The sequence below is a fragment of the Tabrizicola sp. genome (assembly GCF_022842145.1).
Classification (GTDB): Bacteria; Pseudomonadota; Alphaproteobacteria; order Rhodobacterales; family Rhodobacteraceae; genus Tabrizicola.
On the sequence record NZ_JALHQD010000010.1, the window covers coordinates 105,904 to 132,521 of the forward strand.

The 26,618-nt window shown below is 63.5% G+C and carries 23 protein-coding genes; 18 read left to right on the top strand and 5 right to left on the bottom strand.

Annotated elements, in window-relative coordinates:
- Position 1: 1 nt before the first annotated feature.
- Genes Q0C42_RS19430 through Q0C42_RS19440 form a run of 3 tightly spaced genes read right to left on the bottom strand, consistent with a single transcriptional unit; the run spans position 2 to position 3,191 of the window.
- Complete coding sequence (locus tag Q0C42_RS19430) at positions 2 to 478, bottom strand: VOC family protein (protein ID WP_295079985.1); 477 nt, start codon at positions 476 to 478, stop codon at positions 2 to 4.
- 11 nt (positions 479 to 489) lie between these two features.
- Positions 490 to 1,668: an aminotransferase class I/II-fold pyridoxal phosphate-dependent enzyme gene (locus Q0C42_RS19435; RefSeq protein WP_295079988.1), complete on the bottom strand. Its 1,179-nt coding sequence runs from the start codon at positions 1,666 to 1,668 to the stop codon at positions 490 to 492.
- A 2-nt stretch (positions 1,669 to 1,670) separates the two neighbouring features.
- Positions 1,671 to 3,191, bottom strand: a complete 1,521-nt coding sequence (locus Q0C42_RS19440; RefSeq protein ID WP_295079991.1) for a carboxypeptidase M32 — start codon at positions 3,189 to 3,191, stop codon at positions 1,671 to 1,673.
- A 169-nt stretch (positions 3,192 to 3,360) separates the two neighbouring features.
- Here Q0C42_RS19440 and Q0C42_RS19445 point away from each other — a divergent pair, with 169 nt between their 5' ends.
- The 11 genes from Q0C42_RS19445 to Q0C42_RS19495 all read left to right on the top strand — a co-directional run bounded on the left by Q0C42_RS19445 (position 3,361) and on the right by Q0C42_RS19495 (position 17,260).
- Entirely contained in the window at positions 3,361 to 4,227 is an 867-nt protein-coding gene (locus Q0C42_RS19445) for a DUF4438 domain-containing protein (RefSeq protein ID WP_295079994.1), read from the top strand.
- Entirely contained in the window at positions 4,227 to 5,099 is an 873-nt protein-coding gene (locus Q0C42_RS19450) for a DUF4438 domain-containing protein (protein ID WP_295079996.1), read from the top strand. Before Q0C42_RS19445 ends, Q0C42_RS19450 begins: the two co-directional genes overlap by 1 nt.
- A 2-nt stretch (positions 5,100 to 5,101) precedes the next feature.
- Positions 5,102 to 6,178: an Ldh family oxidoreductase gene (locus Q0C42_RS19455; RefSeq protein ID WP_295080163.1), complete on the top strand. Its 1,077-nt coding sequence runs from the start codon at positions 5,102 to 5,104 to the stop codon at positions 6,176 to 6,178.
- Positions 6,175 to 7,323 carry a Xaa-Pro peptidase family protein gene (locus Q0C42_RS19460; protein WP_295079999.1) on the top strand — a complete coding sequence of 383 codons (1,149 nt, stop codon included), beginning with the start codon at positions 6,175 to 6,177 and terminating at the stop codon, positions 7,321 to 7,323. Before Q0C42_RS19455 ends, Q0C42_RS19460 begins: the two co-directional genes overlap by 4 nt.
- Positions 7,324 to 7,332: 9 nt before the next feature.
- Entirely contained in the window at positions 7,333 to 8,553 is a 1,221-nt protein-coding gene (locus tag Q0C42_RS19465; RefSeq protein ID WP_295080002.1) for an amidohydrolase family protein, read from the top strand.
- Entirely contained in the window at positions 8,550 to 9,728 is a 1,179-nt protein-coding gene (locus tag Q0C42_RS19470) for a pyridoxal phosphate-dependent aminotransferase (protein ID WP_295080005.1), read from the top strand. The genes Q0C42_RS19465 and Q0C42_RS19470 overlap by 4 nt, the downstream gene beginning before the upstream one ends.
- Positions 9,725 to 11,146 carry a hypothetical protein gene (locus tag Q0C42_RS19475; protein WP_295080008.1) on the top strand — a complete coding sequence of 474 codons (1,422 nt, stop codon included), beginning with the start codon at positions 9,725 to 9,727 and terminating at the stop codon, positions 11,144 to 11,146. Before Q0C42_RS19470 ends, Q0C42_RS19475 begins: the two co-directional genes overlap by 4 nt.
- Complete coding sequence (locus Q0C42_RS19480) at positions 11,143 to 12,522, top strand: dihydroorotase family protein (RefSeq protein WP_295080011.1); 1,380 nt, start codon at positions 11,143 to 11,145, stop codon at positions 12,520 to 12,522. The genes Q0C42_RS19475 and Q0C42_RS19480 overlap by 4 nt, the downstream gene beginning before the upstream one ends.
- Positions 12,519 to 13,535: an ABC transporter ATP-binding protein gene (locus Q0C42_RS19485; protein WP_295080014.1), complete on the top strand. Its 1,017-nt coding sequence runs from the start codon at positions 12,519 to 12,521 to the stop codon at positions 13,533 to 13,535. The genes Q0C42_RS19480 and Q0C42_RS19485 overlap by 4 nt, the downstream gene beginning before the upstream one ends.
- Positions 13,532 to 14,494, top strand: coding sequence for an ABC transporter ATP-binding protein (locus Q0C42_RS19490; protein ID WP_295080017.1), 963 nt, complete (start codon positions 13,532 to 13,534; stop codon positions 14,492 to 14,494). The genes Q0C42_RS19485 and Q0C42_RS19490 overlap by 4 nt, the downstream gene beginning before the upstream one ends.
- A 399-nt stretch (positions 14,495 to 14,893) precedes the next feature.
- Complete coding sequence (locus Q0C42_RS19495; RefSeq protein WP_295080020.1) at positions 14,894 to 17,260, top strand: heavy metal translocating P-type ATPase; 2,367 nt, start codon at positions 14,894 to 14,896, stop codon at positions 17,258 to 17,260.
- A gap of 78 nt (positions 17,261 to 17,338) precedes the next feature.
- On the opposite strand, the gene Q0C42_RS19500 is transcribed toward Q0C42_RS19495, so the two are convergent.
- A complete protein-coding gene (locus Q0C42_RS19500; RefSeq protein ID WP_295080023.1) occupies positions 17,339 to 18,367 on the bottom strand; it encodes a LacI family DNA-binding transcriptional regulator in 1,029 nt (342 codons plus the stop codon).
- A gap of 325 nt (positions 18,368 to 18,692) precedes the next feature.
- Here Q0C42_RS19500 and Q0C42_RS19505 point away from each other — a divergent pair, with 325 nt between their 5' ends.
- From Q0C42_RS19505 to iolG, 7 genes are all read left to right on the top strand, one after another.
- Positions 18,693 to 19,652 carry a substrate-binding domain-containing protein gene (locus Q0C42_RS19505; protein ID WP_295080026.1) on the top strand — a complete coding sequence of 320 codons (960 nt, stop codon included), beginning with the start codon at positions 18,693 to 18,695 and terminating at the stop codon, positions 19,650 to 19,652.
- A gap of 94 nt (positions 19,653 to 19,746) precedes the next feature.
- Positions 19,747 to 20,802 (top strand): ABC transporter permease, encoded by a 1,056-nt coding sequence (locus Q0C42_RS19510; RefSeq protein WP_295080028.1) that lies wholly within the window; start codon positions 19,747 to 19,749, stop codon positions 20,800 to 20,802.
- A 10-nt stretch (positions 20,803 to 20,812) separates the two neighbouring features.
- Entirely contained in the window at positions 20,813 to 21,637 is an 825-nt protein-coding gene (locus tag Q0C42_RS19515) for an ATP-binding cassette domain-containing protein (RefSeq protein ID WP_295080031.1), read from the top strand.
- A 66-nt stretch (positions 21,638 to 21,703) separates the two neighbouring features.
- Positions 21,704 to 22,726: a Gfo/Idh/MocA family oxidoreductase gene (locus Q0C42_RS19520; RefSeq protein ID WP_295080034.1), complete on the top strand. Its 1,023-nt coding sequence runs from the start codon at positions 21,704 to 21,706 to the stop codon at positions 22,724 to 22,726.
- Complete coding sequence (locus Q0C42_RS19525) at positions 22,723 to 23,682, top strand: sugar phosphate isomerase/epimerase (protein ID WP_295080037.1); 960 nt, start codon at positions 22,723 to 22,725, stop codon at positions 23,680 to 23,682. Before Q0C42_RS19520 ends, Q0C42_RS19525 begins: the two co-directional genes overlap by 4 nt.
- 1 nt (position 23,683) lies before the next feature.
- Positions 23,684 to 24,457: a TIM barrel protein gene (locus Q0C42_RS19530; RefSeq protein ID WP_295080040.1), complete on the top strand. Its 774-nt coding sequence runs from the start codon at positions 23,684 to 23,686 to the stop codon at positions 24,455 to 24,457.
- A gap of 16 nt (positions 24,458 to 24,473) precedes the next feature.
- A complete protein-coding gene (iolG, locus tag Q0C42_RS19535) occupies positions 24,474 to 25,475 on the top strand; it encodes an inositol 2-dehydrogenase (protein WP_295080042.1) in 1,002 nt (333 codons plus the stop codon).
- A gap of 88 nt (positions 25,476 to 25,563) precedes the next feature.
- Here iolG and Q0C42_RS19540 read toward each other — a convergent pair whose 3' ends face one another.
- Complete coding sequence (locus Q0C42_RS19540; RefSeq protein ID WP_295080045.1) at positions 25,564 to 26,583, bottom strand: sterol desaturase family protein; 1,020 nt, start codon at positions 26,581 to 26,583, stop codon at positions 25,564 to 25,566.
- Positions 26,584 to 26,618 lie beyond the last annotated feature (35 nt).

The window sequence follows — 26,618 nt, forward strand, 5'->3', positions numbered from 1 at the left end:
TTCAGACCCCCTTGACCTGATACTGCTGAAGCTGTTCGGGCGTGTAGACCTGCATGAATTCGATCTCGATGCCGCCGGCGTCATTGTCCAAGAAGGCGACCCAGCCTTCAGGGTGCGGGTGCGAGCCGTATTTCTGGCAGGCCTGGCAGATGCGTAGCTTGGCGCCCTTTTCCTGTGCGTGGGCGAGCGCCATGTCGATATTTGTCACCTCATAGCAGATGTGGTGCAGGCCTTCCGAGCCGCGCTCGTCGATCCACTTGGCAAAGCGGCCCTGCGGATCGAGCGACTGGCACAGCTGGTATTCGATGCCGCCCAGATTGAAGAGGGCCACCTTGTTCTTTGACTTGGGGAACACGGTGATCTCAGTATCGGCAGGCACATCCAGAAAGCGCGCGTAGGTGGCCAGCGCGGCCTCGGCGTCGCGGACGCCAAAGGCCATGTGCTTGATGCCAATCACGTTGGGGTTGTCGGTTTTCATCGGGATCTCCTTCAGGCGGCTTCAGCGCGGATGGCCGCGACCACGGTTTTCATGCGGGTGATCGCTTCGCGGATCCGTTCGACGGGTTGGGTCAGTGACATGCGGACGAAGTCATCGGTGTAGTCGCCGTAAATGCCGCCGGGGTACATCAGCACCTGGCCTTCGCGCAGCAGACGCTCGCAGAAGGCGGTGGCGCCGATCCCGGTAGAGGCGACGTTGGCGTAGACGTAGAAAGCGCCCTGCGGCTCGGCGTAGGGGATGCCCATTTCGGTCAGTCCGGCGCAAAGGGCGATGCGGCGCGCGTCGTAGATCTGGCGCATCTCCTCTACGCAGTCCTGCGGGCCGGTGAGTGCTGCGATGGCCGCGTGCTGGCTGGCCGCGGCGGTTGAGATGGCGAAGGCGTGGTTGATCTCGGCCAGCGCGGGGATCAGGTCGGGCGGTCCGGCGAAGTAGCCGATGCGCCAGCCGGTCATCGCATAGGCCTTGCTGAGACCTGACAAGGTGATCGTACGTTCGAACATGCCGGGCAGGCTTGCGACCGGCTGCACGGTGTTGTTGCCGTAGGTAAGGCGGGCATAGATCTCGTCGGAGATGACGATCAGGTCATGCTTTCGCGCCACCTCGGCGATGCGGCGCACTTCGGACGGCGGGGTGACGGTGCCGGTCGGGTTCGACGGGTTGATGAGAACAAGGATCTTTGAGCGGGGCGTGATGTGCGCCTCGACCATCTCGGCGGTCAGGGTGAAATTCGTCTCCATCGTCATGCGGATGTGGACGGTTTCGGCGCCCGCCATCTCGGCGGCCTGATGGTAGGGGTTGTACCCCGGACAGGGCACGAGGATCTCGTCGCCGGGGTTCAGAAGCGCTAGCGCGATGATGAACATCGCATGTTGCCCGCCGGGAGTGACGACGATGTTTTCGGGGGCGTAGGTCGCCCCACCATAAGCTGAGATGTTGGCCGCAATCGCCTGGCGCAGCGCGGGCAGGCCCAGGGGGTGGGTGTAGTGCGTGGCACCGTTGCCCAGCGCGTCCTGGCCCGCCTTGATGATATGCGCCGGCGTATCAAGGTCAGGATCGCCCCGCCCCAGTTTGATGACGTCCGCCAAGCCCTCGGCGATGTCCGTCATGCGGGTGATGAGGTGGGCATCCTTAAGCTTCACCCGGTCGGCAAGGCGCGTGGTCGCGTTCATCATCAAACCCCGTAGACTTCAGAATATTTCTGCGTCAGGTGCGCCACATAGGGGGCGGGATCCAGCGTGCGGCCAGTGGCGCGGACCAGAAGTTCATCGCGCGTGTAGCGGCGACCGTGGCGGTGGACATGTTCGGTCATCCATTCGCGGACTGGGGTGTAGTCCGCACGCGCCAGACCGTCGGCCACTGCGGCATCCTCACGCGCCTTGGCGAACAGCTGGCCTGCCATGACGTTGCCGATGGTGTAGTTGCAGAAGGTGCCGATCTGGCCTGACGACCAGTGCACATCCTGCAGCACTCCAAGCCGGTTGTTGGGCACATCAAGATCAAGGTACTCCTTGATCTTGGCATTCCACGCCTCGGGCAGGTCCTTCACAGAAAGCGATCCGTCCACAAGGGCGGCTTCGATATCGACGCGGAGCATGATGTGGAAATCATAGGTCAACTCATCCGCCTCCACCCGGATGAAGCCGGGCTTGACGCGGTTCACGCCCCGCCAGAAGGCAGTCGCATCGACGTCGGCAAGCTGCTCGGGGAAGGCTGCCTTGGCTTCGGCGAAGTTCAGCTCCCAGAACTCTCGTGAGCGGCCGACCTGGTTTTCAAACAGGCGCGACTGGCTTTCATGCGCACCGAAGCTGACGCCGCTGACCGCGTAGAAGCCGATAAGGTCGGTTGCCAGCGGCGTGCGGACAAAGGCGGGATCGGCGAATTGTTCGTAAAGCCCGTGGCCCGCCTCGTGCAGGGTGCCGAACAGGCTGCCGGGCATCCAGTCTTCGACGATACGGGTGGTGATGCGCACGTCATTGCGGGTGAACGACACCTCGAACGGGTGAACGGTCAGGTCCAACCGCCCACGATGCAGGTCGTAGCCCAGCTTTCGCGCCATCGAGATGCCAAAGGCCAGTTGCTGCTGGGCGGGATAGTTGCGCTGCAGAAAGTCGATGCGCGGTGTGTCCGCCCCTTGCACCTTGCGAAGCAGCGGCAGAAGCCCCTCACGCAGCGTGGCGAAAAGGGTTTTCAGCGTGGCCATCGTCTCGCCAGGTTCGAACCGATACATCAGCGCATCATAGGGGTGCGCATCATAGCCGATGTGTTCCGCCATCTCGCGGTTCAGAGCGACGGTTTCTTCCAGCAGCGGCGTGAAGGCGGCGAAATCGTCGTTCTTGCGCGCCTCGGCCCAGATGTCATGACCAAGACCACCCAATTCAGTCCGCTTGCGGATCAGGTCGGACGGGATGCGCAGATGATAGTCGATGGCGTCGCGGGTCTGGGCGCAGATCGTGCGTTCGACGCTACCATCTGGGGTTGAGGAAACCTCACCCTCGGCCTTGTCGAGCAGGCTGCGGGTTTCGTCCGATACCAGCACGTCACGCGCCAGTCCCATAAGGGTAGCCATCTGCTTGGCACGCGTCACAGCACCACCGGGTGGCATCATGGTGTTGGCATCCCATGACAAGATGGACTTGGCGTTCAGCAGGTCGTTCACCTGCCCCATCCGTTCAAGAAATGCTGCATATCCCATGACTTAGGCATCTTCCTTTCGGTCACAGCCGACTCAGCGGTGCGCTGCAGTCGACTGCTAAATTGTATGTTGTCGACAATCGACAAAGAAACTATCGTATGAGTCGAACGGGATTGTCAAGGCGACTTTGGCCGACGCCCCGCCACCTGAACGACCGGCCGGGGGTGCCATGCAAGACACGCTGCGATGGAATACGGACAGCCTGGTAGAAATGGCCGTGACCGGCCAGATCAGTCAGCCGACGATGCGGCCGAACGGCTATGTGCACTATCCTGATGGTAAGGGCACTGTGCTGCCTGGCATGTCGGGCATCGCTTACAATGCGCGTGTGGGCGACCGCGCCTTTGGCTGGGCGGGCGATCATGTGGAACCGGGTGTCTCGATCTCGAACGGGACGGAAATGCAGGATTTCGCGCTGCACTACCTGACCTGCATCGGCAATGAGGCGACGGTGATGTCGGGTCTGGCGCGGGGTGCCAAGGGCATCGTGACCGGTGAACACGCCCGCCTTCTGGTGGATTTCGCGCCCGAGGTGCTGGAAGACCTGATGATCGGCGACACGGTCCAGATCCGGGCTGTGGGGCGCGGCATCGCGCTTTCTGATTGGCCGAATATCGAGTTCAAAAAGACCTCCCCACTTTTGGCGCAGGGCTATGGCTTGCGTGTCGAGAATGGCCAGCTGATCTGCCCGGTGGCGATGGAATTGCCCGCCCGCATCATGGGATCGGGGGCGGAACTGAATGCGGAATACGTCGATCAGGACCTGATGTCGGGCGACCGCGCGCTGATGGCTGACCTTGGCATCGATCAGATGCGGCTGGGCGACCTCATCGCGATCCGCAATGTCGATCATCGCTTTGGCCGCAGTTACAGCACCGATCGGGTCGCCATCTGCCTTTGTATCCACGGCGACAGTGTGATGACCGGGCACGGCCCGGGAATCCTGACGCTGATGACCGGGCCTGCTGATGAGCTTGGGTTCGAGATCAGCCGCGGCGCGAATATCGCGACATTCTGCAAGATGGGGGCATCGTGATGCTGAAGACAAACCAGGCCGATCTCGTGGCCGTTTCAGTGGCCGGGGCCATTGCCCATCCGGGGTTCGCGGGCCTGCCGGCGGAACCTTACCGCCTGGCCGCTAACGGCACGCCATTCCTGCTGCCAACCTACGGCGGGATCGTCTACAACGTCTCGGTCGGCGACAGCGCCTTTGGCTGGGCTGCGGATTGTATCCATCCCGGCATCAGCATCCGTCAGGCGGATGATCTGAAGAACCGCGGCCTGAATGTGTTCGCCTGCATCGGCAACCGCGCAAAGGTGATGACTGGGCAGGCGCAAGGCACCGTCGGCGTGGTTACCGGCAAATCGGGCCGGTTCTCAGAACAGGTGATCATCCATATCCCCAAGGCCGCCCGTGAACGAATGGCGGTTGGCGATCAGATCATCATCCGCTCCGAAGGCATCGGCATGGCGCTGCCTGACCACCCCGAGATTGTGCTGAAAGGCATCGCACCGAACCTGCTGGCAGCCTTGTCACTGCGCGAGGCGGGCGCTCTGGAGATCGGCGTCGTGGCGCGCATTCCGGCGCATCTGGCGGGCGCGGGCCTCGGTCTGACCTCGGAAGGGGGGAGCCTGCACATGCAATCGACCGACCGCGCCGAACTGGCCCGCCTGGGACTGGACGGGCTGCGGCTGGGCGACCTTGTGGCGCTGGAAGACACCGACAGCCGCTACAACCACGGCTACCTGCGGGGTGCCATGTCGATCGGCGTGGTTTGCGCTACCGACGGGCCGCGCGCGGGATACGGCCCCGGGATCGCGGTGCTGATGACCGCCCCCGCAGGTCAGCTTGGTGCCTTCATAGACGGCTCAGCCAATATCGCCGACCTTCTAGGGTTGGAGCCGTGACCATGATTGCCATGACCAACGTCACGCGCGACAGTCTGGCCGCCTTCATGGAGGAAGGCTTTCGCGTGCTGGGACTGTCCGAACCCGACGCCCGGACCTTTGCCGAAGCACTGATCTTTTCCGAACTGCGCTTTCACCCTGGGCATGGTCAGGGAGTGAAACGCCTGCGACGCTACCACGAGCGCATCAGCCAGAGACTCGTCGACCCCGCCGCGCGGTGGGAAGTGGTCAAGGAAAGCCCTGCCCTCGCGCTGGTCGATGCGCACAACGGCATCGGCACGGTTGCTGCAGCACGGGCAATGACGCTGGCCATCCAGAAGGCCAAGGTCTGCGGCATCGGGCAGGTGGTGGTGCGCAATTCCACCCACTACGGATCAAGCGCGGTGCATGCCTGTCAGGCGGCTGAAGCCGGCTGCATCGGGATCAGCTTCACCAACGCAGGGCCGGAAATGGCCCCCTGGGGTGCGCGCGAAGGGGCGGTCGGCACCAACCCCTGGGGCATCGCGGCCCCCACCGATCAGGGCTTTCCCGCCGTGATGGACATTGCCCTGACGACTGCGGGCAAAGGCATGATGCAGTGGCATGCGCGCGAGGGCAAAGCGATGCCGCTGGATTGGGCGCTGACGCCGGATGGCCATGAAACCGATGATCCGAACGCTGCGATGGCCGGCGCGCTTCTGGGGATCGGTACTTACAAGGGCTACGGGTTGGCCTTCATGACCGATGTGCTGACCGGGGTGATCGGCGGCGGCGGTTTTGGTCTGAAACCCTATTCCGACCCGGCAAAACTGGACGTCAGCCACACCCTGACCGCCATCGACATCGAATGGTTCCAGCCGCTGGCGGAGTTCGAGGAGCGGATGGGAGAGTTTGCCCGCATGATCCGGTCCCGCGCGCTGCGGCCGGGGTTCAAAGAAGTCCTTCTGCCGGGAGAGCAGGAAGCCCGCCGCGCGGCCCGCAAATCTCGCGACGGCGTGCCGCTGGACAACGAGGTTCTGGCCGATCTGCACGCGCTGGCCGAGGAAATCGGGATCAACCGACAGATCGTCGCCACCGGTCCTTATGAGGGGGTGCTGTGACCCCCCTGCCCGCCTCATTTCACGCGATGCTGAGGGATCGGCTGCGAGCACGGGCTTCAGCCGCAGGGCTGGATGGGCTCTTGCTCTTGGCTCCGGGCAACGTGGCCTATGCTTCGGGTTGGCTGTTCTCGGTGAACGAACGGCCGATGGGCCTGTGGGTGCCCGTTGAGGGCGAGGCGATATTGTTCGTGCCACATCTGGAGTTGGAGAACGCCCTTGGCGTCGCGGGCGTGCAAGTCAGCACCTATGAGGAATTTCCCGGCCTCATCCCCCCTGCCCTGTGGATGATCGCTCAGACGGGCGCGCGCCGTCTGGCGGTAGATGCGCTGGACGCAAGGTATCTTTCGGCAGCGCAGGGCATGGTGGCGAGGCTTGACCTGACCGACCATTGCCTGCCCGAACGCACCATCAAGCACGCGCCCGAACTCGCATTGATCCGCGAGGCCGCGCGGTTTGCCGATTTGGTGCTGGAGCGTCTGCTGGCGCAAGCAGGCGATATGATTGCCCAAGGCGCGACCGAACTGGACCTGATGGCAGATTGCACGGGCCATGCCCGCCGGGCTTTGTCGGCAACGCACGGTCAGACCTTTGCGGGTACCAAGATGGGCATTACCGCGTCAGTCCACTCCGGGCCTCGGGGGGCTTTGCCGCATGGCACGGTGCTGGCGCGCGTGCCGCAGAAGGGCGAGCCAATCATCGCGGGCATCGGGTGCAGCCTTGGCGGCTATCACGCCGAAAGCGGCGTCACGCTTGTGTATGGCGACCCGACAGCGGACCAGCGCCGCGTGATGCAGGCGATGGCAGATGCAAACGCCGCCACCATCCAGGCCCTTGCCCAGCGCCAGACCTGCACGAGCGTCAACGACGCCGCCCTTGCGCCGATCCGCGCGGCGGGGTTCGGGGACACGATCCGCCACCGGATCGGCCACGGGATGGGTGTCGAGGGGCACGAAGCCCCGTGGCTCTCGCCCGGCGACGACACTCCCACAGGCCCCGGCATGGTCTTTTCCTGCGAGCCAGGCATCTACCGCCCCGGCCATGATGGCTGGCGCTGCATCGAGACGCTGATCGTGACCGATACCGGCGTCGAGACGCCAAGCCGATTTCAATCCACCCATCCCTTCGACGCCCGCGTCATATCATAGGAGCCGCCGATGCCCGAACCCGCCGCCTGGCGCTATCAGAAGATCACGAAGCCGATGTTCGATCTGGCTGCCCCGCACACGATCCTTGCGGGCCGGGTGATCCCCATTGTGGGCGACATCATCGAGGATGGCTTTGTCGAGATGAAGGACGGCAAGATCGCCGCCATCGGCCCCCGCGTCCAGATGCCCGCAGGCCCGGTGATCGAGACGGGCGGCACGTTGATGCCCGGCATGATCAACAGCCACGCGCACCTGAACTGGGACGGTATCCATGATCTGGCGCGCCAGTCGATGGACGACCCCAAGCCGATTTCCGCCTTCAAGGCGGCGGGCAACATGCTGAAATCCTTGCGTGCAGGGATCACGATGGTCCGCGACCTCGGGTTCCACGATATGAACCTCTATTCCAAGCAGGCGGTGGCACAGGGCATCTTTCCCGGCCCACGTCTGAAGGTCTGCGGCGCGGCGATCATCCAGACCGGCGGGCATACCTACTGGGTCTGCCGCGAAGCCTCCGGCCCAGACGAGATGCGCCGTGCGGTGCGCGAGCAGGTCAAAGGCGGGGCCGACCTCATCAAAATCATGGCCTGCCACGACACGCTGGAATTCACCGACGAAGAACTTGCCGCCGTGATCGACGAGGCGCACCGCAACCGCCTGCCGGTGACGGCGCACGCCACCTACGACGCCTGCATCCGCCGCGTGGCGGAGTTCGGGGTTGACTGCATCGAGCATGGCGGCTCGATGTCGGACGAGACGATCCAGGTCCTGCTGGACCGCAAGCTGCCCGTCGTGACCACCTTCGCTCCCCTTGTGCAGCAAAGCCAGCCCGAAATCGCCCGCCGCTTCGGTATCCCCGAATGGAAGATCGAAGAGCGGATCAAGGCGGTCGCCGACCCCAGCCGATACGCAGGCCTGAAGAAGGCCGCAGAACGTGGCGTGCCCATTGTCTTCGGCACTGATGCGGGCAGCCCTGCTGTAGAGCATGACGTGATCGCGCCGGAACTGGCGCATATGGTCAAGGTCGGCGTCTGCCGCGACAACATGGACGCCCTAGCCTCCATCACCATCCGGGCGGCCAAGGTGTCCGCCATGGACCACCTGATCGGCTCGCTTGAGGTCGGCAAGGCCGCCGACGTGATCGTGGTTGACGGCAACCCCGACCAAGACCTTTTCGCTCTGGAGCGCATCAAGATGACCTTTATCGACGGCAAGAGGATGCACGGATGAGCCAATTCGCCAAGCACATCGCACCCCGGATCGTGGAAGAGGATGGGTCATTCCGCACCAAGATGCTGGGCATCGCGGCCAGCCGAAGCGACGTGATCGCCCTTGGCCGTGGCGATCCGGATTTCCACACACCTACACATATCGTGGAAGCGGCCAAGGCGGCACTTGACGCAAATGCGCATCACTACACCGGGCCGACCGGCCTGCCACAGCTGCGCGCGGCCATCTCGGCTGACCTCAGGGTCAGCTATGGATTGGACTACACCGCGGATGAGATCGTGGTTACGGCCGGGGTGCAGGAGAGCATCATGCTGTGCATGTTGGCACTCTGCGCCCCAGGCGAGGAGGTGCTGATCACCTCGCCCCGCTTCACCACCTATGACACCGCCGTACACCTGTGCGGCGGGGTGCCGGTTCCGGTGCCCACCCATGAGAAGGACGACTTCGCCCTGGACGTGGCCGAGATCGAGGCGCGCATCACGCCGCGCACGCGGATGTTCGTGCTTGTGTCGCCCAACAACCCTACGGGGGCCGTGACGCCGCCCGACGTGATCCGCAAGATCGCCGACCTGGCGGTCAAACACGACATCCTGATCATCGCGGACGAGATCTACGCCAAGATGATCTACGCGCCGAACGAGCATCTCAGCATCGCCACCCTACCCGGCATGAAAGAACGCACGATCACGCTGAACGGGTTTTCCAAGACATACGCAATGACGGGCTGGCGCGTGGGCTACCTCGCCGCGCCTCTGGACTTCGTGGAAAAGGTGACCGAACCACGCCACACGCTCTCAATCAACACCTGCACCGTCAGCCAGCATGCAGCCCTTGCCGCGCTGACCGGCCCGCAGGAACCGCTCCAGGCGATGCTTGCCGATTATGCTGCGCGACGGGACTGGCTAATGCCCGCCCTGACCGCCGCCGGGTTCACCTACGGCCATCCTGGCGGGGCGTTCTACATCTACACGAACATCTCCTCCACCGGGATGCCAGCGCCGGAGTTCTGCGAGCGGTTGCTCCGGGAAACGGGGGTGATGCTGTTCCCAGGCACGATGTTCGGCGACGACAGCACCGACTACATCCGCATCAGCTATCTACAGCCCCTGCCGATGATCCAGGAGGCGATGCGCCGCATCACAGCCTTCGCGCAAAGCGTGCGGGTCGCGGCATGAGCGCTGACCCCGCCAAAAAGTTCGTCGGTTGCCAGATCAGCCCGATCAGCTTTGTCGACGAGGGCGTGGAAAGCGTTCTTGATACGTTACAGACCCGCGCGGGCGTCAATGTGCTGATGTTGGGTACGGTGTCATGGCTTGGGCTGAAATCCGGGCGTTCCATCAGCCATGTGCTGGACGGCTGGCCGGATCATGGCGTGCCGGAGCCCTACCAGATGCGGGGTGGCGCCTACTTCGACCCGGACCCGCGCTACTACCGTGACACCTTCATGGCCGACTACCGGTCACGCGACCCCGAATTCGAAGGCAAGGACATCCTCAAGATGGTCATCCCCGCCGCTCATGCGCGGGGGATGAAGGTCTATGTCGAACTGATGGAGCCGTTCTTCAAATATGCCGGCCACGGCTCGGCGGCTGCGGTCGACATTCCGACCCTGCCGCAAGCGATGGAGGTAGACATCTTCGGCCGCCTTGGGGGCGAGCCATCAACATCGCACCCCGGCTATCGCGGCTGGATCCATTCGATGATCGAAGATCAGGTGCGCAACCACGACATTGACGGGTTCATGTGGTGCAACGAGCGTAACTCTCCCCTCGACACGCTGATCCAGGGCGGCTGTCCCGGCGACTTTTCCGCCCCCTCGCGGCGCGAGGCCGAAGAACGTGGCGTAAACGCCGAAAGCTGCCGCCAGGCGCTGCTGCGACTGTACGACTTTTGCCAAGAAGCGGCCGCGGGCAAGACTTTTGTCGACGGATCGCTCGTCACCTTCCTGCGGGTTCTGATGGACAATCCCGAAGCATTGGTGTGGGAGAAGTTCTGGTTAGAGCGGAACAAGGACCTCGACCGCGAGCTTTACGGTTTGGTCAAATGGTGCAAGCCGCAACTGCCTTTTGGCCTTAACGTCTGGAACCGCAATCATTTCAACCTGATCCGCCGTGCGCAATGGCCCTGGGCCGAACAGACCCGCTACGCCGACTTCGTCAAGCCGATCACCTATCAGCATCAGGCAGGTGAAGTCTGGGCCAAGGAATTGTCGTTCTTTCGCAAGACCATCCTGCGCGACTTCACCGGAGATGAGGCGACGCGTGGCCTGTTCCGCATCCTTGGCCTGAACGAAGCCCCGTTCGACCAACTCGTTGGCGCGGGTATGGACCCCGACACCTACGTGTTCGGTCAGTGCCAGGATGCGGTGCGGGGCGTTGACGGCAAGGCCAGCGTCTACATGGGCATCGGCGTCGACGCCCCGCGTTCCCGCCCCGATACCGCCAAAATGACGCGCGACATCGCCTACCGGTCGGTCCATGCAACCTATCGGGCGGGCGGTCACGGCGTGGTGCTCGCGCCGAACTACACGTCGATGCGGCTGGATCATCTGGACGGGGTGGGCGAGGCGCTCGGCGAACTGGGGCTGAAATGAGCTTCGACACACTGATACACGGGGGCATGCTGATGACCCCGGACGGCTTTCGGCCCGGGCAACTTGGGCTGTCGGCAGGTCGGATCGCGGCCATTCTGGCGCCGGGCGACACGGCTGAGGCCGGCCAGGTGATTGACGCGACCGGGCTACAAGTCCTGCCCGGATTGATCGACATACACTGTCATATCCGCTCGCCCGCCTACCCCAACCGCGGTTCGGTCGAAAGTGAGACGGCGGCTTGTGCAGCCGGCGGGATCACCAGCGTGTTCGAGATGCCGATCACCGATCCCTGCTGCAACACGCCCGATCAGGTCGCGATGCGGCGCGCGCATTTCGCCCCGCGCGCACATGTCGATTTTGGCCTTTATGCCGCCCCGCTGACACTGACCGAGGCCGCAGTGGACGCGCTGGCGGACACCGGGATCATCGGCTTCAAGATCTTCACGACCCCTTCGCCAGAGGGCAGAGAACGGGAGTTCGCGGGCCTCGCCTGGCCCGACCCAGCGGACCAACTGCAGGCGCTGCGGCTGATCGCGCGCACCGGGCTTCCGGTCGTCGTGCACGCCGAGAATGCCGATCTTCTGGCCCGTGCGGCGCATGACGTGGAGGGCGACGATCCCGCGGACGCGCGCATTCACAACCGCGCCCGCCCACCAATGGCTGAAGCGGTGGCAGTGGCGATGCTTCTGACGATGAACATGGAAGCCCAGGCGCGGCTGCACATCGCGCACGTCACCTCGGCCGCGACCGTTGAGGTGCTGCGTCGCTTCGCCGGCACCAGCGACTTCACCGCCGAAACCTGCCCGCACTACTTGCTGTTTACCGAAACCGACGTCGCCCGCGTTGGAGTGGCCGCCAAGATCAACCCGCCGATCCGGCACGCGGCGGACCGCGCGGCGCTTTGGCAGGCAATTGCAGATGGCGTTCTGGCGCATGTGACGACAGATCACGCGGCCTTTGCGCCAGCTGAAAAGGCCGCCCATACGGGCAATTTCCTGACCGCACCGCCCGGCCACCCCGGGCTTGAAACCATGCTGCCCGCCATGCTGGATGCCGTTCATGCAGGCAAGATCAGCCTGCAGCGGGCGGTATCGGTTCTTTCGACCAACGCTGCGGCACGCTTCGGCCTTCCCGACCGAGGCAGGCTTTCCAAGGGCTGCAAGGCAGATGTCGTTCTTGTTGATCTGGCAGCAAAGACGCAGATTACCAAAACCACTCTGCTGACCGCCGCCCGCAACCTTGCAGCGCTTACTGAGGGAGCGGTGTTTCACGGTGCCCTGCGTCGCACCCTCTTGGCTGGCGAAACCATCTGGCACGACGGCCTGACCGGCACAGCTGGCCAAGGCCGCTTCATAACTCCGAAAGGGCTGGCATGACCGATCCTGTACAACCGCTGCTGGAGGTTCGTGACCTACAAACCACTTTCCGTCTGGGGGGCACGTCGCGCATCAGGGCTGTTGATGGCGTAAGCTTTTCGGTGGCCCCGGGCGAGACCTTGGCCATCGTCGGGGAAAGCGGCTCTGGCAAGTCCGTCACCAGCCTGTCGATCATGCGCCTTCTGACCAAGGGCGTGGGCGAGATCACGCGCGGCGAGATCCTGCTGCGTGGCCGTGATCTGACCAAGCTGTCAGAACGCGAGATGCGCGCCGTGCGTGGCAAGGAAATCGGCATGATTTTCCAAGAGCCGATGACCAGCCTGAACCCAGTGCATACGCTTGGTGCCCAGATCTCGGAAGTCGTCATGCGCCATGAGGGGTTGTCGACCGCCAAGGCCCATGCCCGCGCCATCGACATGCTGGCCCTTGTCGGGATTCCGGAACCGAAGAAACGCGCGGACAATTACCCGCATCAGATGTCGGGCGGCATGCGTCAGCGCGCGATGATCGCCATGGCCTTGGCCTGCCAGCCCCGGCTGTTGATCGCCGATGAGCCGACAACCGCGCTCGACGTGACGATCCAGGCACAAATTCTTGAGCTGATGAAGGATCTGCAGGCGCAGCTTGGAATGGCGATCATCTTCATCACGCATGATCTTGGAGTAGTTGCGGAAATGGCTGACCGGGTGGTGGTGATGTACGCAAGCCAGGTTGTGGAATCCGCATCCGTCGTAGACATTTTTGAACGCCCGCGCATGCCCTACACCGCGGGCCTTCTGAAATCGATCCCGCGGCTGGGGTCAGCTGGCCAACATCGTCGGCTGGACACCATTCCCGGCCAGGTGCCAATGCTGGCGCGCCTGCCATCGGGCTGCCGGTTTCGCCCGCGCTGCGCCTATGCGGTGCCCGCCTGCGCGCTGACCGAGCCCAGCTTGACCCGGGATACATCGGGCCGCGAGGTGCGATGCCTGCGGGCCGACGAACTGACACTCTCCGAAGGAATTCCGGCATGACCGCGCTTCTTGCCGTCAAGAATCTTAAGAAATACTTCCCCATAAAGGGTGGCGTGCTGAATCGCGTGGTCAACAACGTGAAGGCCGTCGATGGCATCAGCTTTGACGTGATGAAGGGTGAGGTCGTGGGTCTGGTCGGCGAAAGCGGGTCAGGCAAGACCACCGTCGGGCGCACCTTGCTTCGGCTGGAGGAGGCAACCGATGGGGCGGTGCTGTTCGACGGCACCGACATCATGGAGATCGGCAAGGACGAAATGCGCGCCTATCGCAAGCGAATGCAGATCATCTTCCAGGACCCCTATGCCAGTCTGAACCCCCGCGAAAAGATCCGGACGGTGATCGGCCATGCGTTGGCCCTTCACAAGATCGGAACGTCCGCCGACCGCGAGGACCGCATCGTTGGCCTGCTGGAGCAGGTGGGCCTTTCGGCGGATTATCTTGACCGCTTTCCGCATGAATTCTCAGGCGGGCAACGACAACGGATCGGGATTGCGCGGGCTTTGGCCGTCAACCCCGACTTCGTGGTTGCCGATGAGCCGGTCTCGGCGCTTGACGTGTCCATTCAGGCGCAGGTCATAAATCTGCTGGACGACCTGCGATCCGAATTCAACCTGACAATGCTGTTCATTGCCCATGACCTGGCCGTGGTGGAACATATCTGCGACCGAGTGATCGTGATGTATCTTGGGCGCATCATGGAAATTGCGCCGGCCACGGCCTTGTACAACAGCCCGGCGCATCCCTACACAAGGGCACTGTTGTCGGCGGTTCCAATCCCCAGACCAGGACACAAACGCAACCGGGTGCTTCTGACCGGCGACATCCCCAGCCCAATAAACCCTCCGTCAGGCTGTGTTTTTCGCACGCGCTGCCCCCAAGCGGTTGCAGAGTGCGCAATGGTCGTCCCCGATCTGAGGGAAGTTGCACCAGGACAGTTCAGCGCCTGCATCATGAACTGATCGGTGTCTGAAGATACGGTTCTGCTCATCCGGCCAAGGCCGCTTCATCCGATGCCCCGCGACATCCATAGTGTCCACTATCGATTGGTGGACACTCTCCTGCACTGCGGGAGAGTGGTCAGACCGGACGAGCATGGACGCCCCTCGGAAGCGGGATATTGTGCACAGTCGAGCATGTGATCGGGTACAGTCCTGTGTCGGACTGCCTAAGCCTCGGTAAGTCGAGCTTCATTGGTCTGTAGCTGATTGCCCATGCAGGAAGACGACAAAGCCTTGGCGGCACATATTCGCCGATAAACGGCGGCTTCCCTGAAAGCCATGTTTGCTGCTTGACCTTGCCAGCGTTGGAAGGCGCACAGTCAAGGTCCGTTTTCGACCGCGCAGCAAAAGGAGACCGCCATGTCTACCGCTGATCCGCACGCAGGCCACGTCCACCCTGACGCACGCAAGCCCGATGATCACGGGTCCCCCGGACCGGGTCCGAAGGCGGTCGATCCTGTCTGCGGCATGACGGTGTCCGTCCTTCCCGACACACGGACCGAACGCTTCGGCGGCGACGATTTCCATTTCTGTTCGGATAAATGCCAGACAAGGTTCCGGGCCGATCCCTGGTTTTACGCCTCGGGGCGCGCCGCTGGGCGGAAGATGACCGGGGCGGCCAAAGTTCAGTACACCTGCCCGATGCATCCCGAGATCATCCGCGATGCGCCGGGGAGCTGCCCGATCTGCGGGATGGCACTGGAGCCGATGCTGCCCTCTGATGAGCCCAGCCATGAGTTGACCGACTTCACCCGCCGGATGTGGATTTCCGCGGCGGTCGCGGTTCCGCTGGTCGTGCTGACGATGGGCGAACTGGTGGCTCTGCCGGTACGGGACTGGATCGGACATCAGACAGCCAGCTATCTGGAGTTTGCGCTGGCGACCCCGATCATTCTCTGGGCGGCCTTGCCGTTTTTCAGGCGCGGATGGGACTCGCTGGTGAACCGGTCGCCAAACATGTGGACCTTGATCAGCCTCGGTGTGGCGGCCGCGTATCTCTATTCATTGGTTGCGACCTTCCTGCCCGGCGTGTTCCCCGAGGTTTACCGGATGGGTCACGGTGTCGGCACCTATTACGAGGCCGCCGTGGTGATCGTGGCCCTGGTCTTTGTGGGTCAGGTGCTGGAGTTGCGGGCGCGCGAACGCACCGGGGACGCAATCCGCGCCCTTCTGGACCTGGCGCCGAAGACCGCGCGACGCATCCTGCCCGACGGGACGGAATATGATGCACCACTGGAAAACATCATGGCGGGCGATCGGCTGCGCCTCCGTCCGGGCGATGCTGTTCCGGTCGACGGAACGGTGGTCGAGGGCCGCTCGTCTTTGGACGAAAGCATGCTGACCGGTGAATCCATGCCGGTCGAAAAGGGGCCGGGCGATGCGGTGACCGGGGCCACGATCAACAAGAACGGCTCGCTGGTGATCGAGGCGGGGAAGGTCGGCGCGGATACGGTGCTCGCGCAGATCGTGGCCATGGTGTCAAACGCGCGGCGATCCCGCGCGCCCATTCAGGGGTTGGCGGACCGGGTCTCGGCGGTGTTCGTGCCGACGGTGGTTGCCATTGCCGTCATCGCCTTCGGCGTCTGGCTGACCTACGGCCCGGAACCCGCGCTGGTCTTTGCCATCGCGTCGGCAGTATCGGTCCTGATCATCGCATGCCCCTGCGCGCTTGGGCTGGCGACGCCGATTTCCATCACCACGGCGGCAGGGCGCGGGGCGCAGGCCGGAGTTCTGATCAAGGACGCCGAGGCGCTGGAACGCATGGCGTCGGTGGATACGCTGATCGTCGACAAGACCGGCACGCTGACCATGGGCAAACCTCGACTGACCGACACGATGACCCTTTCAGACTTACCCCAGCTTGACCTGCTGTCCTATGCCGCCGCGCTGGAGCGCGGCTCGGAACACCCGCTGGCCGAGGCCATCGTCGAGGGTTCCGAGCCGCTGGGCGCCGCGCGTCAGAACGTCACGGACTTTGCAGCCGTCACGGGCAAAGGTGTGCGTGGCAAGGTCGCAAACCGGGCGGTGGCGCTTGGCAATGCCGCGATGATGCGGGAGATGGGGCTGGACACCACGGCGGCAGAGGACAAGGCCGACACTCTCCGCGCCGAAGGTAAAACCGCGATGTTCATCGCAGTTGATGGGGCGCTGGTCGGCATCGTGGCGGTAGCAGACCCGATCAAGGAAACCACCGCGCAAGCGATCAGGGAACTTCACGCTCAGGGCCTGCGCGTCATCATGGCGACAGGCGACAACGAACGCACTGCGCAGGCCGTGGCGGGAAAACTGGGGATCGACGAGGTACGCGCCGGAATTCTGCCCGAGGCCAAGAAGGACCTGATCGACCAGTTGCGCCGGGCGGGCCACAAGATCGCCATGGCGGGCGATGGGGTGAACGATGCACCGGCCCTGGCCGCCGCCGATGTCGGGATCGCCATGGGCACGGGCGCGGATGTCGCGGTGGAAAGTGCCGGCATCACGCTTCTCGGTGGGGACCTGATGGGGATCGTGCGGGCGCGCAAACTGGCCCGCGCCACCCTGCGCAACATCAAGCAGAACCTGTTCTTCGCTTTTGCATACAACGCGCTTGGCGTTCCGATCGCGGCAGGGCTGCTTTACCCCGCCACCGGGATGTTGCTGTCGCCGATGATAGCTGCGGCGGCGATGAGCCTGTCTTCCGTTTCGGTGATCACCAATGCGTTGCGGCTGCGGCGGGTCGAATTGTGAAAGGCAAGCCGAATGGCAAAGGACTTTGGGCCATGCCCTCCCGACGCGAAAAGCTAAATTCGGACGCCCGCCTGCCGCTCAGATGCTTTCGGGAGTGTAGATGTCGAACAGGAATGTGACCCGATGGGCCCCGCCTTCGCGCCCGGTGGACTTGGTCTTCACGAGGGTGGAAATCGTTTCACTGGCAAAGCGCTCCATCGGGTGTGAGATCAGCATGGACAGCGTGCCGTCGATCAGAGCGGCTCGGGTCGCATCGAAGAGTTCGTAGCCGACCGCGACAAAATCCGCGCGTCTTGGAAGGGCACGCAGGGCGGCGATTGCGCCAGTGACGCCACCGCCCGAGATGAAAAGACCGCACAGGTCCGGATGGTCGGTCAGAAGCTTCTCGACATGTTCCCGCGCCACGACGGCAGATTCGTAGGTCGGCAGCGGCTCCAGCAGCGTGAAGTCCGTGTTGTGTTCGCGGAAATATGACCGAAACCCGCTTTCGTTCATCTCCTGGTTCCGCAAGCGGTGACTGCCCACCAAAATTCCAATCTTGCCGGGCGTGCGGACCATCCGGTTGAACGCCCAGGCCGCGGTGCGCCCGACCTTCCAGTTGTCCAGCCCGACGAAGCTGACATTGCCCTTGGCCGACAGCGGGCCGATCAATGACGTGACCGGCACGCCCCGCTCCAGCACCGTGTCGATCGCATCGGCCACGAAATGATGCTGTGGGGCCACAATGGCCATCGACTCGCAGCGCTCGCCCAGCGAGACGATGTGGGCTGCGACCTTCTCGGGCGTGAGGTCTTCCAGAAATTCGAGGATCAGTTCGATGCGGCCGCCCTGCCAGTTTTCGGCCGCGTCCGCTATGGCCTCGCCTAGGATGCGATAGAAGGTCCTCTCCTTCCGCTGCAACAGCACGCCCAGGCGATGCGTGGTCTGCGTGGAGCGCACGGCATGCTCGATGGTGCGAAGTCCGTAAAAGCCGATCTGCTCTGCGGCCGACAGCACACGCGCCAGGGTTGGGGGGCGGACGGAATCGGGGTCGTTCAAGGCCCGGTTCACCGTTGAGATGGAAACGCCCGCCGCTTCTGCAAGGTCGGGAATAGTCGGTCGTTTCACTTCAAATTTCCCCGTCCCTGAGTCGCGAACCTCTCAATTCCATCCATCCGGCTAAAGCCATGACATCATTTGGAATGAAATTCCGATGCATAATAGATCGCCGTTGATTTCAAACATGTCAACGCTGCATGAGAAAAGAGTTGTTCGCGTTCACCTAGAAATCTGCCGACAACACTGGGGGAGGCCCAAAGCACGATTGTCAGACCGTATCCACCGCCGTGGCGGGGGGCCTGTCGGTTTGTGCCGCGGCAGATCCAGGGGGCCAACAGGCTCGATCCAAGTCGGGCCGCGGGTTTGCGGCCGTATCAAAACGGGAGGAAAGACAATGACGTTCACCAAGACCCTCGCTGCAGGGATGACGGCGGCGCTGATGGCGTCTGGTGCCTACGCACAAGACATCGCCGTGATCGTGGGCTCGGCCCAGGACGGCTTCTGGAACATGGTCAAGAAGGGCGTCGACGACGCAACCCTGATGGTCGAAGCCAATGGCGGCACCGTCAACTTCATGCAGACCCCGAACTACGACAACTTCGGTCCCGACCTGGCCGCCCTGATCGAGCAGGCTGTGGCTCAGGGTGCCGAAGGCATCGCGATCCCGAACTGGCTGCCGGAGTCGGAAACCCCGGCGCTGAAGGCGGCACGTGATGCGGGCGTGGTAATCATGTCCTTCAACGCGGGACAGGAGCATATGGGCGAGTATGACGCGCTGAACTACTTCGGTTCGGACGAATACATCGCCGGCGTCGAGGGCGGGAAATACCTGGCATTCAAGGGTGCCAAGAAGATCCTCTGCCACATCCAGAACCCCGGTGCCGTGAACCTGGAAACCCGCTGCAAGGGCGTGGAAGATGGCGCCAAGGAAGCCGGTGCCGCGACCTACATCCTGCGCGTTCCGGCGAACCTTGATCAGGACATGGTTGGCACCTCGGAAGCGATCAAGTCTGAGCTGATCGCCGATCCGTCGATCGACGCCGTGATCACCTTGGCCGCCTGGGCCTCGGACGCCGCTGCAAGCGCGATCGATCAGCAGGGCGCCACCGGCAAGATCCAGCTTGGCACCTTCGACATGTCGGCCGCCGTGCTGGAGCGCATCGCCGCTGGCACCCAGACCTTCGCCATCGACCAGCAGCCCTACCTGCAGGGCTTCCTGTCGACCTCGATGCTGTTTGCCAACCTGAAGTTCGGCACCGCCATCGCGACGAAGCCCGTGCTGACCGGCCCGGCCATCGTGGACGCGACCAACGTTGCCGCCGCCGTCGAAGGCGTGAAGCTCGGCGCACGCTGAGCGCAGACCTGACCCCGGACCCGGCCAGAGATGGCCGGGTCCAAGCCGGTCCGACCCGGGCCTGGCAGACGGCCGCAGCGGAGGAGAACGCCGAATGACCGACACGACCACAAACAACCGCACCGAGATCAGGCCCGCCGGCCCCGATGCCTCGGCAGGGTTCTCGTTGAAGAGCTTCTTTCGCAGCCCGGCGGCTGGGGCCTTCATGGGCTTTGTCGCGGTCTTCGTGTTGTTCTCGATCTTCGGCTACAGCCGCAATTTCTTGTCCGTCCCGGGCATGACCACCTGGATGAACTTCGCCTCGATCATCGGAATGATCGCCATTCCGGTCGGCTTCCTGATGATCGCGGGCGAACTGGACATCTCGACCGGGGCCGTGGTTCCAGCCTCGACCATGACCGTCGCCATCGTGTCGCAGCACTACGAGATGCCGGTGATGGTGGGTATCGCGGCAGCACTGGCCATCGGCGCGCTGATCGGCTTCGTCAACGGGTTCATCGTCACCCGCACGCGCGTTCCGTCCTTCATCGTGACGCTGGCCACGCTTTTTGCCGTCGCGGGGCTGACGCTTTACCTGTCGATCTTCTTCATCAACAACACCAACTCTTTCTACAACGCGCCGGACTGGGCCAAGTCGCTGTTCGGCGGCAAGGTCTGGGGCTTTAACTCCTCGGTCTTCTGGTGGCTGGGGATGATCGCAGGCTTCATCTTCTTCCTGCACTACTCGCCCAAAGGCAGCTGGGTCTTCGCCCTGGGCGGCGATCAGGAAAGCGCGCGGAACGCCGGTATCCCGGTCAACGGGTTGAAGATCTGGCTCTTTGTCCTCTGCTCGACCTCGGCCGCCTTTGCGGGAGTATTGCAGGTCATCACCTTCAGCTCGGCCACCTCGCAGGCAAACTTCGGGCTGATCTTCAACACCATCATCTCGGTCGTCGTGGGGGGCGTCCTGCTGACAGGGGGCTTCGGCACGGTGATGGGCATCGTCTTCGGCGTGCTGACCCTCTCCATCGTGACCCAGGCGATCGGCTTTACCAACATCGACCGGAACCTGTCGTTCCTTATCATCGGAGTGATGCTGCTGATTGCCGTCCTGATGAACGACACCTTCCGCCAGCTTGCGACCAGCTGGTCCACCGCGAAGAAGAAGTGAGGAGAGCGATATGTCCGACGCAAAACCCGTTCTCGAACTGCGCAATGTCGACAAAAGCTTCGGCCCCATCGAGGTGCTGAACGACATCAGCCTCAAGGTCGGCGCGGGCGAGGTCCTGTGCCTGCTGGGCGACAATGGTGCCGGGAAATCGACGCTGATCAAGCTGATGTCCGGCGTTCACCAGCCGACGCGGGGCGATATCCTGATGGATGGCGCACCGATCACCTTTGCCAGTCCCCGCGACGCACAAGAGCGTGGGATCGCGACCGTCCACCAGTTTGGCGGGACCTATCCGCTCATGTCCGTAGGTCGCAACTTCTTCATGGGCTCCGAGCCGACCAAGGGCTTCGGTCCGTTCAAGGTCTTCGACCGCAAGCGCGCCAACAGCATCGCGGTCGCCGAGGTGCAGAAGATGGGCATCACCCGCATCACCGACGGCGACCGTCTGGTCGGCGGCCTGTCGGGCGGTGAGCGGCAGTCGCTGGCCATTGCCCGAGCGGTCTATTTTGGTGCGCGCGTCCTGATCCTGGACGAGCCGACGGCAGCCCTTGGCGTCAAGCAGGCGGCCCACGTTCTGCGGATCGTGAACCAGGCAAAGCGGCGCGGCCTTGCCGTGATCTTCATCACCCACCAGGTGATGCACGCAATGGCAGTGGGCGACCACTTTGCCGTCCTGATCCGCGGGGCCGTCGCCTCGGATTTCCGCAAGGGCGAGAAGACCCGCGAGCAGATTGCCGACCTGATGGCGGGCGGAGAGTCCATGGTCGAGCTCGAAGCGAACATCGACGGCTACATGGAAACCCACGGCGGCCACCCGCCGCCGCCCGCCCACTGACGGACCCGAAGTTTGGAATGGAAAGCCGGTCAGCCGCGCGCTGCCCGCAAGAAGGAGTGTTGTCCCATGACGCGACTGGCGATCATCGGAGCGGGTCTGATGGGCGAAGACCACGCAAGCATCGTCGCCAGGGACCTTCCGGGTGCAAGCCTGCAGGTCGTCTGCGACATGGACCTGGCGCGTGCCAAAGCGGTGGCTTCGACCTATGGCGCGGCTGACGTCTCGGACAGCCCGGAAAGCGTGATCGCCCGCGCCGATGTGGATGCGGTCATCGTGGCCTCGCCGGATTTCACCCATGCGCCCCTGTCCAAGGCCTGCATCGCCGCCGGAAAGCCGGTGCTGTGCGAAAAGCCGCTGTCGCAGTCATCCGAGGACTGCCTTGGTGTCCTGAAGGCCGAGCAGGCCGCGGGCCGACAGTTCGTGATGCTGGGCTTTATGCGCCGCTACGACCAGGCCTACATCGAGATGCGCGCGGCCTTGGCCAACGGCACGCTGGGCCGCGCCCTGATGATGCACAACTTCCACCGCAACGTGGAAACCCCCGCCGCCGATTTCACCGGCGCCATGGCGATCACCAACTCGGCCCCGCATGAGTTCGACATCGTCCGGCACGTCCTGGGGTCCGAGTTTACCTCGGTCACCGCGATGCAGCCGCGTCGGTCGGATGACCGGGTGGCCCCGGTGGTCATGGTGCTGGAAACCCGCGACGGCCAACTGGTGACGATCGAGGTCAACAACAACGCGGCCTACGGCTATGACGTCCGGGCGGAACTGGTGGGCGAAGCGGGATCGGTGGCGATGAACCAGGTCGCCTATACCCGGACCGACCGGAAGCTTGCCTCCTCTACCCGCTACGACGCCGACTGGCGCGGCCGGTATCACGAGGCCTATGTCCGCCAGAACCGCGATTTCCTGCGCTTTGTGGAAACCGGAACCTTCCCTGCCATCGCGTCAAGCAGCTGGGATGGCTATGCCGCCGCCGTGGTGGCCGAGGCTGGCGCACATGCACTGGCAACGGGTCAGCGACAGACAATCAGCATGATGGAAAGACCCGCATTCTATGCGGGAGTGAAGGGAGAAGCGGCATGAAACTCGGCTTTGTTTCGGACAGCCTTGGCGGGCTGCCGTTCGGAGAGGTCCTGAACCATGCCCAGCGGATGGGCGTCAGCGGGATCGAGGTGAACACCTGTGGTTGGTCCACCTCGCCGCATTTCGACCTGAAGGGGATGCTCGGAAACGCGGGGAACCAGCAGGCCTTCAAGCAGCAGTTCACCGACCGCGGGCTGGAGATCATCAGCCTGAACGCCAACGGGAACCCCCTGCATCCGACCGACCCCACCCAGGCCGAGGGGCTTAGGAACACCATCCGCGTCGCGGGCGAGATGGGGATCAAGACCGTCTGCACCATGTCGGGCCTTCCCGCGGGCAACGCCACCGATACGATGCCGAACTGGGTCGTCTCGTCTTGGCCGCCCGAGACGCAGGCGATCCTGTGCTACCAGTGGGAGGCGAAGCTGCTTCCCTTCTGGTCCGAGATCACCGCGCTGGCCAGATCCTGCGGCGTCGAACGCATCGCGCTGGAGCTTCATGGCAACCAGTGCGTCTACAACGTACCGTCCCTGCTGAAGCTTCGCGCGGCTGTGGGCCCGACCGTGGGCGCGAACCTTGACCCTTCGCATCTTTTCTGGATGGGCGCCGACCCGCTTCTGGCCGCAGAAGCCTTGGGCGATGCGATCTACCACGTCCACGCCAAGGACACCTTCCTGAACGCGCCGAAGCAGGCCACCACGAGCCTGCTGGAAAACGGCAACCTCATGGACATCGCGGCGCGCAGCTGGTCCTACATCACCCTCGGCTTTGGCCACGGCGAGGAATGGTGGCGGCAGTTCTGCTACCGGCTGAAGATGGCCGGTTATGACGGCTGGCTTTCCATCGAGCATGAGGATGTCCTCCTCAATTCGCTTGAAGGGTTGGAGAAATCTGTTGCCCTTCTGCAGGGCGTGATGCCCAAGGCAGCTGCCGACTTCAAACTGCAGGATATCTGACATGGCCTTCCAACTTGCCGCTTGCGCCGAGATGCTCTGGCGCGACAAACCCATCCATTGGCGCGCGGCCCGGCTGCACGAAATGGGCTTCGGCGTCGGCCTGTGGAATTGGCCGGAGTGGGATCTGGACGCGCTGGAAAAGACCGGTGCGACCTTTACCATCATGAACGGCTATATGCAGGGCCGCCTGGCCGATGCCGAAGGGGCCGAGATGCTGCTCGCCTCGGCGAAGCAAACGGCGCAGGTCGGCAAGCGTCTGGGCGTGCACCGCCTGAACCTGCACGGCACCGGGCTGGGCGACCAGGGCCTGCCGATCCAGCAGTTGGCCCATGTCGCACCCGGCATGTGGCTGCGAGCCAGGGACACTTTGCACCGGATCTGCGATCTGGCGGAGGAGGAAGGCGTCACCTTCACGCTGGAGAACCTGAACCTGCGCGAACATCCCGGTTGCCCGTTCAACTCGACCGCCGACGTGCTGTCCTTGGTGGCTGCCGTCGACCGGCCAGAGCTGCGGATCAACCTCGACCTCTACCACACCCAGATCGGCGAGGGCGACGTGATCCGCCACGCCCAGGCCTGCCTGCCCTGGATCGGCGAGGTCCAGGTCGCCGACAACCCCGGCCGTTTCGAGCCCGGCACCGGTGAGATGAACTGGCCGGTGATCGCCCGCGCGCTCCACGACATGGGCTATGATGGCCCGGTCGGGATGGAAGCCTTTGCCAAGGGCAAGCCGGAGGACGCACTCGACGCCTTCCGCGCAGCCTTCACCCTTTGATGAAACGGAAAAACCCATGCTGAACGTCGGACTTCTTGGCGCAGGCCGCATCGCGGGCGTCCACGCCACCGCCATCACCACCAACCCCGGCAGCCGTCTGGCTGCGGTCTCGGACTTCATCCCCGAGAATGCACAGAAGCTAGCCGCGACATACGGCTCCACCGCGCGCACGACGGACGAGATCATCGCCGACCCCACCATCGACGCCGTGCTGATCGCCACCTCGACCGACACCCATTCCGACCTGATCGAGCGCGCCACGGCGGCCGGAAAGGCCGTCCTTTGCGAAAAGCCGGTGGACCTGTCGCTAGCCCGCGCCCAAGCCTGCCAGAAAGCGGTGGCCAGGAACGGCAAGCCGGTGATGATCGGCTTCAACCGCCGTTTCGACCCGAACTTCGCCGCGCTGAAAGCCGCCGCCGACAAGGGCGAAATCGGCAAGACCGAGCTTCTGTCGATCACCTCGTTCGACCCGGCCCCGCCGCCGGTGGCCTACATCAAGGTGTCGGGCGGGATCTTCCGGGACATGATGATCCACGACTTCGACATGGCGAACTTCCTGATGGGGGCGCCGCCGGTCAGCGTCTCGGCAGCGGCCTCGTCCATCGTCGATCCGGCCATCGGCGAAGCAGGGGACTACGATACCGCCGTCGTGACCCTGACCTATGCCGACGGTCGCATCGCGGTCATCAAGAACTCGCGCCGCGCCGTCTATGGCTATGACCAGCGGGTCGAGATGCTGGGGTCCGAGGGTCTTCTTCAGGCGCAGAACATGTTGGAATCGACCGTGGTCAAGTCCACCACGGCGGGCGTCACCGCCGCCAAGCCGACCTACTTCTTCCTGGAACGCTACATGCCGTCTTATGCGGCCGAATGGGCGGCCTTCGTCGATGCCGTGAGCACGGGCAAGCCTCTTCCTGTGACGCTCTCCGATGGTGTTGCGGCCTTGGCGATGGCCGAAGCCGCGACCCTGTCAGCCAAGAGCGGCAAGCCAGTCCTCCTCGCCGACGTCGCCGCCTGATCCCATCACCCCGCCAGACAACTCATCCCGTCTGGCACTGCGGCGGCCCGTTTGCCCACGGGCCGCCGCTTCTATTCCGCTACACCGATCAGGCCTTCGGCGCACCGGCCGCACTATTGAGGCGCGCCTTCTTCTTCGCATAGCGAAGCTGCATCCGCTCCTCGGCCTCCTTGGACCCATCGTGCCAGGTGCCCGCAAGCCGGTCGAATGGCACCAGCCCGTCGGCGTAGTTCACCTCGAAATGCTTGTGGTGCAGGTAGTGCGCATAGGCGTGCGAGTCGATTGCACTGTCCTTCCCCGTCTCGATCTTGTCGAACCCGATGTGCCCGACGACCGCGCCCGTGCCGGTAACCTGAAGGTGATACATCACCAGAAGCGGATGCGAGGGCAGGACAAGGTGGATCAGCACGTCCGACCAGTACAGCAGATGCTCCACCGGGTGCATCGACAGCGACGACCAGGGCGAGGGGTTGACCGAGTTGTGGTGCACCGAATGCACCCATTTGTAGAGCGGCCCCTGGTGGATCAGCCAATGGATGCAGAAGAAGTGCGCCTCATGGATCAGCGGAACCAGAAGGCCAAGAGCGATCAAAGCCAGCGGGTTGTCCCCGAAGACCGCCCAGGGTCCCCAGCCGATGGCCCAGAGATGGAGCATGATCACCTCGTAGGCCGTCCAGATCGGCACGCCGGTTCCAAAGGTGCGGATGATGCCGTCGATGTTCTGGCTGCCGAACAGGAAGACGTCGGACTTGCGATCCGAGGGGAACAGCCCGTTGAACTTGAACCGGTTGCCCTGAGCGCGATTGATGTAAAGCCGCAGTTCCAGCACGCCATAGATCACGAAGACCAGAAGCGCGTTGCGCAAAAGAATCCAGGCCATCCAGCGCCAGTCCAGCACTGCGAGGGTTTCCTTCGCGGGCGTGGCGTAGAACCAGAAGACCGCGCCCAAGGCGAAGAAAAGCGCGTTCCACGGCAGGAAGTAGTGCGGCAACCAGGACAGGAACTTCAGGGGCCGGGGCGGCCAGACGAAGACCGGCGCGGGTTCCAGCGGGTCGTTGGGCGTGTAATCCCCGCGCTTGTTCTTCCGTCCGAACTGCAGGTCGTCCATTCGATCCTCCGCTGATGCACGTTCAGTTGCTCCAA